Genomic DNA, 6,846 nt, shown 5'->3' with positions numbered 1-6,846 from the left:
GGTCAGGTCGCGGGCGGATCAGGCGTCGGCGGCGCCACCCGTGCCCCCCGTGTCCAGGCGGTCGAGGTAGCGCAGCGCGACCTTGGTGGACTGCTCGGCCACCTTGAGCAGGAACGGCGTCACGCCGCGGTAGATGTGCTGCGTGATCGCCTCGGCCGAGGCGTCGCGCCCCAACTCGGCCCGGGCGGCGATGATCTGGTCGAGTCGATCGCGCCGGTGCCGACCGAGTACCTGGGCCGCGCGGCCGGTGTTCTCCACGTCGGGCCCGTGCCCCGGGATGCCGATCACCCCGTCGGCCCGCGCCGCGAGGAGATCCATGCTGCCCAGGTAGTCACCGAGATCACCGTCGGTCGAGTCCAGCACCGTCGAATCCCGGCCGAGGATCGTGTCCCCGAGGACCACGCAGTCCGGCGGAGCAGTGAACCCGGTGCCCGCGGCCCGCACCTCGAGACTGATCGAGTCGGCCGTGTGCCCCGGGGTGCCGAGCACGATGATGTCCAGGCCGGCGGCGTGGATCACCTCGTCGTCGTCACCGCCCGTCACCAACGGCGCGGCGTCCCGGCAGAACCGTTCCTCCACGGCCCTGACGGGGGCGGAGGTGAATCCGCGCAGGTGATCGATGCCGTCGGTGTGGTCGCCGTGACGATGGGTGACGACGACGAGCTCGATCTCCCCCACGATGGCCGCGATCCGCCCGGCGTGCGCGAGGTCGTCGGGCCCGGGGTCCACCACCACGCAGGTGTGCGACCCCGGGGCCCGCAGGATGACGGTGTTGGTCCCTTCGAATGTCATCTCGGAGGGGTTGTCGCAGAGGATGACCCCGGACAGCTCCGTGACGGGTCGGAGGGTCTCGTACGCCGGGAAGGTGATCGGGGCCAGGCCTGCGGACATCGCGGCTATCCCTCGACCTCGACCACGAGCTCGACCTCGACGGGTGCGTTCAGCGGCAGCTCGGACACACCGACCGCCGACCGGGCGTGGACGCCGGCGTCGCCGAAGATCTCACCGAGCACGTCGGAGGCGCCGTTGAGGACACCCGGCTGCCCGCTGAAGCCGGGCGCGGAGGCGACGAACCCGACCACCTTGACGACCTTCACCACCGAATCGATCCCGACGAGCCCGTCGACGGCCGCCAGCGCGTTGAGGGCGCAGGTGCGGGCCAGCTCGGCGGCCTGCTCGGCGGTGACCTCGGCCCCCACCTTGCCCGTGGCCGCCAGGGCGCCGCCGACCATGGGCAACTGCCCGGAGGTGTAGACGAACGCGCCGGTACGTACTGCCGGGACGTAGTTGGCGACCGGCGGGACGACCGTCGGCAGCTCCAGACCCAGCTGGTCGAGCTTGCGGGTCCAGTAGCCGGCGGTCTCGGTCTCGGGCATCAGAGCTGTCGCTTCATGTAGGCGACGTGCTGCTCACCCGTGGGGCCGGGCAGAACGGAGACCAGCTCCCAGCCGTCGCCTCCCCACTGGTCGAGGATCTGCTTGGTGGCGTGCGTCAGCAGCGGGACCGTCACGTACTCGAACCGGGCTGCTCCAGTGGATTCGCTCATGTGCCCCACTCTAGGTAAGTCACGAGCGCCCCGCGCGCGGTGGTGTGAGCGCTTAGTGTGGAACGCATGCCGTCCACGATGAGTCCAGGTACGCGGTCGACACGATCGACCATCGCCGACGAGCTGTCCACCGGGTGGTCCGACAGCTCCGAACGGGCGGAGTTGCACTACGTCTCGGGGAAGGGCGGCACCGGCAAGACGACCGTCGCCACCTCCCTCGCACTGGCGCTGGCCTCCACCGGTAAGCGGGTCCTGCTGGTGGAGGTGGAGGAACGTCAGGGCATCGCCCGGATCTTCGACCGCGCCCCCCTGCCCTACCGCGAGGAACTCGTGGCCAGGGTCGACGGCGGCGGCAAGGTGTTCGCGCTGGCGATCGACATCGAGGCCGCGATGCTCGACTACCTCGACACCTTCTACCGCCTCGGGGTGGTGGGCAAGGTGATGAAGTCGGTCGGTGCGATCGAATTCGCGACCACGATCGCGCCCGGACTTAAGGACGTCCTGCTCACCGGCAAGATCTATGAGGTCGTCGCACGCGAGCACGCCAAGCGGGAGGTCGTCTACGACGCCGTGGTGGTCGACGCCCCGCCCACGGGCCGGATCGGCAAGTTCCTCGACGTCACCACCGCGATGGCCGACCTCGCCGGCGGGGGCGGGCCCATCCGCCGCCAGGCGGAGGCCGTGGCCGAGCTGGTCCACTCCACCCGCACGGTCGTGCACCTGGTGACCCTGCTGGAGTCGCTGCCGGTGCAGGAGACCATCGAGGCGATCGCCGAACTCAAGAGCCACGGACTGCGGGTCGGGCAGGTAATCATCAACCGCGCGGAAACCCGTCACCTCGACGACGAGGCGCTGCGTCGGATCGCCGAGGAGGACATCGACGCCGAGGCGGTCGCGGACGGCCTCGACGCGACCGGCGTGGAGGTCGACGACGAGGGACTGCAGGGCCTGCTGGTGCAGGCGATCGAGCACGCCCGCGTGGCCCGCGGTCAACTTCGCGCCGGCGAGACGCTCACCTCCGCCGCCTGCCCCACCCTCGTGCTGCCGGCGCTGCCCAACGGGGTGGAGGTCGCGGACCTCTACGACCTCGCCTCCGCCCTCGTCGACCAGGGAGTCCACTGACATGACACGCCGCCTCGACATCACCGCCATGCTCACCGACCCCGCCACCCGGGTGGTGGTGTGCACCGGCGCCGGCGGCGTGGGCAAGACGACCACCGCCGCGGCGGTCGCCCTGCGGGCCGCCGAACTCGGCCGCGACACGGTCGTGTTGACCATCGACCCGGCCCGTCGCCTCGCGCAGGCCCTCGGCATCGACGAGTTGTCCAACGAACCCTCCCCCGTGGACCTCGGGCAGGAGAAATCCGCCGCCGGCGGGTCACTGCACGCGATGATGCTGGACATGCGCCGCACGTTCGACGAACTGGTGGTGGCCAACACCACGGAGGCCAAGGCCCGGGACATCCTGGACAACCGCTTCTACAAGACGATGGTCACCTCCTTCGCGGGGACCCAGGAGTACATGGCCATGGAGAAGTTGGGGCAGCTCCTCGACGACTCCGCGTGGGACCTCGTCGTCGTCGACACTCCCCCGTCGCGCAACGCACTGGACTTCCTCGACGCACCGCGCCGCCTCGGCGCGTTCCTCGACAGTCGGCTCATGCGGTTGCTCTCCACGCCCGGCCGCGGGGTCGGACGCCTGGTGACCGGCGCGATGAGCACCGCGATGCGCGGCGTGTCCACGGTGGTGGGGTCCTCGATGCTCAAGGACGCCTCCGAGATGGTGGTGGCGCTGGACTCCACGTTCGGCGGGTTCTCCACCCGCGCGTCCCGGACCCAGGCGATCCTGCGCCGCAAGGGCACGGAGTTCCTGGTGGTCTCCTCCGCGGAGCGGCCCGCCCTGCGCGAGGCCGCGTTCTTCGCCGAGCGACTGTCCGAGGAGAAGATGCCGCTGGCGGGGGTCGTGGTCAACCGCACCCATCCGCGACTGACCGACCTGAGCGCCGAACAGGCCTGCGCGGCCGCCGACCGCCTGGCCGGGGAGAACCCGGAGGCCGAGGCGGTGCTGCGCATCCACGCCGACCGGGCGGGCACCGCCAAGCAGGAGGTCCGACTGCTCGAGTCGTTCACCGACACCCACCCGGACGTGCGGATCGTCGGCGTGCCCTCACTGCCGTTCGAGATCTCCAACCTGGAGGCACTGCGGTCGGTGGGCGACCAACTCTGCGGCTGACGGATACGAGCGCGGCCCGCGGCGGGTGCCGCGGGCCGCGCTCGAGGTGTCCGGGCCTCGACTCGCCAGGACTCGGTGGACCTCAGGACTCGGTAGATTTCTGGACTCAGTAGACCGCGGTGTGCCGCTCGATCTGCTGCGCGAAGAAGTCTGCCCAGGAACGGACCTCGGGGTGCTGCTTGAGCAGGGCGCGGCGCTGACGCTCGGTCATACCGCCCCAGACACCGAACTCGACGCGGTTGTCGAGTGCGTCGGCCCGGCACTGCAGCAGGACCGGGCAGTGCCGGCAGATGGACGCGGCCTTACGCTGCGCCGCGCCGCGGACGAACAACTCGTCCGGATCGATGTCCTTGCACCGGGCCTGGGCCACCCATTCCTGGCGACCCTCCCCGATGATGATCTCCTCGGAGCCGAGGGGGTTGCCGGCACCGGGGCGGACCCCGTGGTCGGAGGAGTGGGTGGTCCCGGGGAGGGTGGACGTCATCGAAGTACCCCTAGCGTGAGTGGAGTCGTGGACGGGTTCACCGCGCTCGTCTCCGGCCTTCTGAGCCCGCCCGACGCGGCGGACTCACTGTGTCGGCGGGCGTTCGCACCTGGGATTCGTGTATCGCGATCCCATTCCGGTCCGATCCGTCCCGCGTTCCCCCATATTGTTACCGCAGTCACACAACAGAAGTAAAGAGTCGACACATGATCGCCGCGCGACGGGTGGTCCCGGAGGGGTGGTCCCGGAGGGGTGGTCCCGGAGGGGTGGTCACGTACCCTGTGCGTGTGTCGGCTATGAGTTCGCTGGGAAAGCTGGTCGCGACGTGTGTCGCCGCCGGGGTGGTCACGGCGGGGTCCCTGTTCCCGATCGCGGGGGCAGCGGGGCTGGCATCCAACAAGATGGCCGACACGTTGGCCGGGACGTCCGCGGACCTCATCAAGGGTGACCTGCCGTCGATCTCCACGGTGACCGACTCGGCCGGCGCCCCCATCGCGTGGCTGTACGACCAGCAGCGCGTGCCGGTGCCCAGCGAGGAGATCTCGCAGCAGATGAAGCTGGCGATCATCGCCATCGAGGACCGCCGGTTCGCGGACCACAACGGTGTCGACTGGCGAGGCACCGTCCGCGCGGCCCTGACCAACGCCACCTCGGGCGAGGTCGAGCAGGGCGCGTCGACGATCGACCAGCAGCTGGTCAAGAACTACCAGTTCCTCGTCTCCGCCGAGAACGACGCGGAGCGTCGCGCCGCGGTCGAGACCACACCCGCGCGCAAGATCAAAGAGATCCGGATGGCGCTCACCCTCGACGGGGAGTTGAGCAAGGACGAGATCCTCACCAAGTACCTCAACCTGATCTCGTTCGGCAACGGCACGTTCGGCGTCCAGACCGCGGCACAGACCTACTTCGGCGTCGACGCCCGCGACCTCAGCGTCCCCCAGGCGGCGATGCTCGCGGGCATGGTGCAGTCCACCAGTCGGTTCGACCCGTACACCAACCCCGAGGGCACCACGCAGCGCCGCAACACCGTCATCGGAACGATGGTCCAGACCGGCGCCATCACCCCGGCCGAGGGCGAGGCCTACGCGGCCGAACCGCTGGGCGTGCTCAAGCGACCGAACCCGCTGCCCCGCGGGTGCATCACCGCCGGTGACAGCGGATTCTTCTGCGACTACGTCCTCCAGTACCTCGAGGAGAACGGCCTGAGTCGCGACATGGTGGAGCAGGGCGGGTACACGATCCGCACCACCCTCGACGAGACCGTCCAGTCCAACGTCCAGCGCTCGGTCGACACGTACGGCAACCCGACCGCCCAGGGCGTGGCCGAGGTGATGAGCGTCGTCCGGCCCGGCAAGGACGCCCACAAGGTCGTCGCGATGGCCTCCAGCCGCCAGTACGGACTCGAACTGGGGGACAGCCAGACCGTGCAACCGCAGCCGTTCTCGCTGGTCGGTGACGGCGGGGGCTCGGTCTTCAAGGTCTTCACCGTCGCCGCCGCCATGGAGAAGGGCATGGGCACCAACACGAGCCTCCCGGTGCCGCGTCGCGTCCAGGTCTCCGGACTCGGCGCCGGTGGCGCCGCCGGGTGCCCGCCCGCACAGTACTGCGTGGAGAACGCCGGCTCGTACCCCTCCTCCCTGTCCGTGACCGACGCCCTCGCGCAGTCGCCCAACACGACGTTCGTGAATCTCATCAAGGACGTGGGCGTCTCGCCCACCGTCGACATGGCGGTCCGCCTCGGCATGCGTTCCTACGACCGTAAGGGCACCGCGCCCGGAGGCGACTCGATCAGCGAATTCGTCAAGAAGAACAACCTCGGCTCGTTCACCCTCGGGCCCACCGCCGTCAACGCACTGGAGCTGTCCAACGTCGGCGCCACCATCGCCTCCGGCGGCGTCTGGTGTCCCCCCAGTCCCATCGAGTCGATCACCGACCGCACCGGCGCACCCGTCGAGCTGAACGAGCCGGAGTGCGAGCAGGTGGTCGAGGAAGGGCTCGCCGACACCCTCGCCGTCGCCATGTCCAAGGACCACGTGAGCGGCGGCACGGCGGCCGGCGCCGCATCGGGCGCGGGGTGGAGCCTGCCGATGTCCGGCAAGACGGGAACATCCGAGGCCAACCGGTCCTCCGCGTTCCTGGGCTTCACCAACAACTACGCGGCGGCCGTCTACGCGTTCAACGACGGCACCACCACCACCGAGCTGTGCACCAGCCCCCTGCGCCAGTGCTCGTACGGCAACCTCTTCGGTGGCCTCGAGCCGGCACAGACCTGGTTCTCGGCCTTCTCCCCGATCGCCGACATCTACGGCCCGCTCCGACTGCCCGCACCCGATCCCGCCTACCAGGCCGGGACCAGCGGGGCCGCCGCCCCGGACGTCGCGGGCATGAGCCAGTCCGCCGCGACGTCGCTGCTCACCAACGCCGGGTTCGTCGTCAACACGCAGTTCGTCTCCGGCACGGGCCGCCCGTACGGCACCGTCATCGGCGTCGACGGCAGCACCGGTATCCCCGGGTCCCAGCTCACCCTCCGCGTCTCCGACGGATCGGGCGGCGGCGGGGGCGGGGGCACCGGCGCGCAGGGGC

At 70.1% G+C, this 6,846-nt stretch carries 7 protein-coding genes; 3 read left to right on the top strand and 4 right to left on the bottom strand.

Annotation, left to right across the window (positions count from 1 at the left end):
• Positions 1-18 precede the first annotated feature (18 nt).
• From J1M64_RS06940 to J1M64_RS06930, 3 genes are read right to left on the bottom strand one after another with little or no spacing between them, the layout of a single operon-like run.
• On the bottom strand, positions 19-891 hold the full coding sequence (locus J1M64_RS06940; protein ID WP_206473692.1) for an MBL fold metallo-hydrolase: 873 nt from the start codon (positions 889-891) through the stop codon (positions 19-21).
• A 5-nt stretch (positions 892-896) separates the two neighbouring features.
• Positions 897-1,376 (bottom strand): RidA family protein, encoded by a 480-nt coding sequence (locus J1M64_RS06935; RefSeq protein WP_206473690.1) that lies wholly within the window; start codon positions 1,374-1,376, stop codon positions 897-899.
• The gene (locus tag J1M64_RS06930) at positions 1,376-1,546 is read right to left on the bottom strand and encodes a DUF4177 domain-containing protein (RefSeq protein WP_096906156.1); all 171 of its coding nucleotides are present in this window, start codon (positions 1,544-1,546) and stop codon (positions 1,376-1,378) included. The genes J1M64_RS06935 and J1M64_RS06930 overlap by 1 nt, the downstream gene beginning before the upstream one ends.
• Before the next feature lie 66 nt (positions 1,547-1,612).
• On the opposite strand from J1M64_RS06930, the gene J1M64_RS06925 reads away from it, so the two are divergent.
• A complete protein-coding gene (locus tag J1M64_RS06925) occupies positions 1,613-2,668 on the top strand; it encodes an ArsA-related P-loop ATPase (RefSeq protein WP_096907367.1) in 1,056 nt (351 codons plus the stop codon).
• Between the two features lies 1 nt (position 2,669).
• Complete coding sequence (locus J1M64_RS06920; protein WP_067716252.1) at positions 2,670-3,779, top strand: ArsA-related P-loop ATPase; 1,110 nt, start codon at positions 2,670-2,672, stop codon at positions 3,777-3,779.
• A 106-nt stretch (positions 3,780-3,885) separates the two neighbouring features.
• Here J1M64_RS06920 and J1M64_RS06915 read toward each other — a convergent pair whose 3' ends face one another.
• Positions 3,886-4,263, bottom strand: coding sequence for a WhiB family transcriptional regulator (locus J1M64_RS06915; protein WP_187352252.1), 378 nt, complete (start codon positions 4,261-4,263; stop codon positions 3,886-3,888).
• Between the two features lie 296 nt (positions 4,264-4,559).
• Between J1M64_RS06915 and J1M64_RS06910 the strand changes: the two genes are divergently transcribed.
• Positions 4,560-6,846: transglycosylase domain-containing protein (locus J1M64_RS06910; protein ID WP_206473845.1), on the top strand; the 2,287-nt coding region annotated here is incomplete at its 3' end.

The sequence above is a fragment of the Dietzia sp. KRD202 genome, assembly GCF_017168155.1.
Taxonomy (GTDB): domain Bacteria; phylum Actinomycetota; class Actinomycetes; order Mycobacteriales; family Mycobacteriaceae; genus Dietzia; species Dietzia kunjamensis.
The sequence above is the reverse complement of the archived record's forward strand: the minus strand, read 5'-3'. Positions and strand labels throughout refer to the sequence as shown.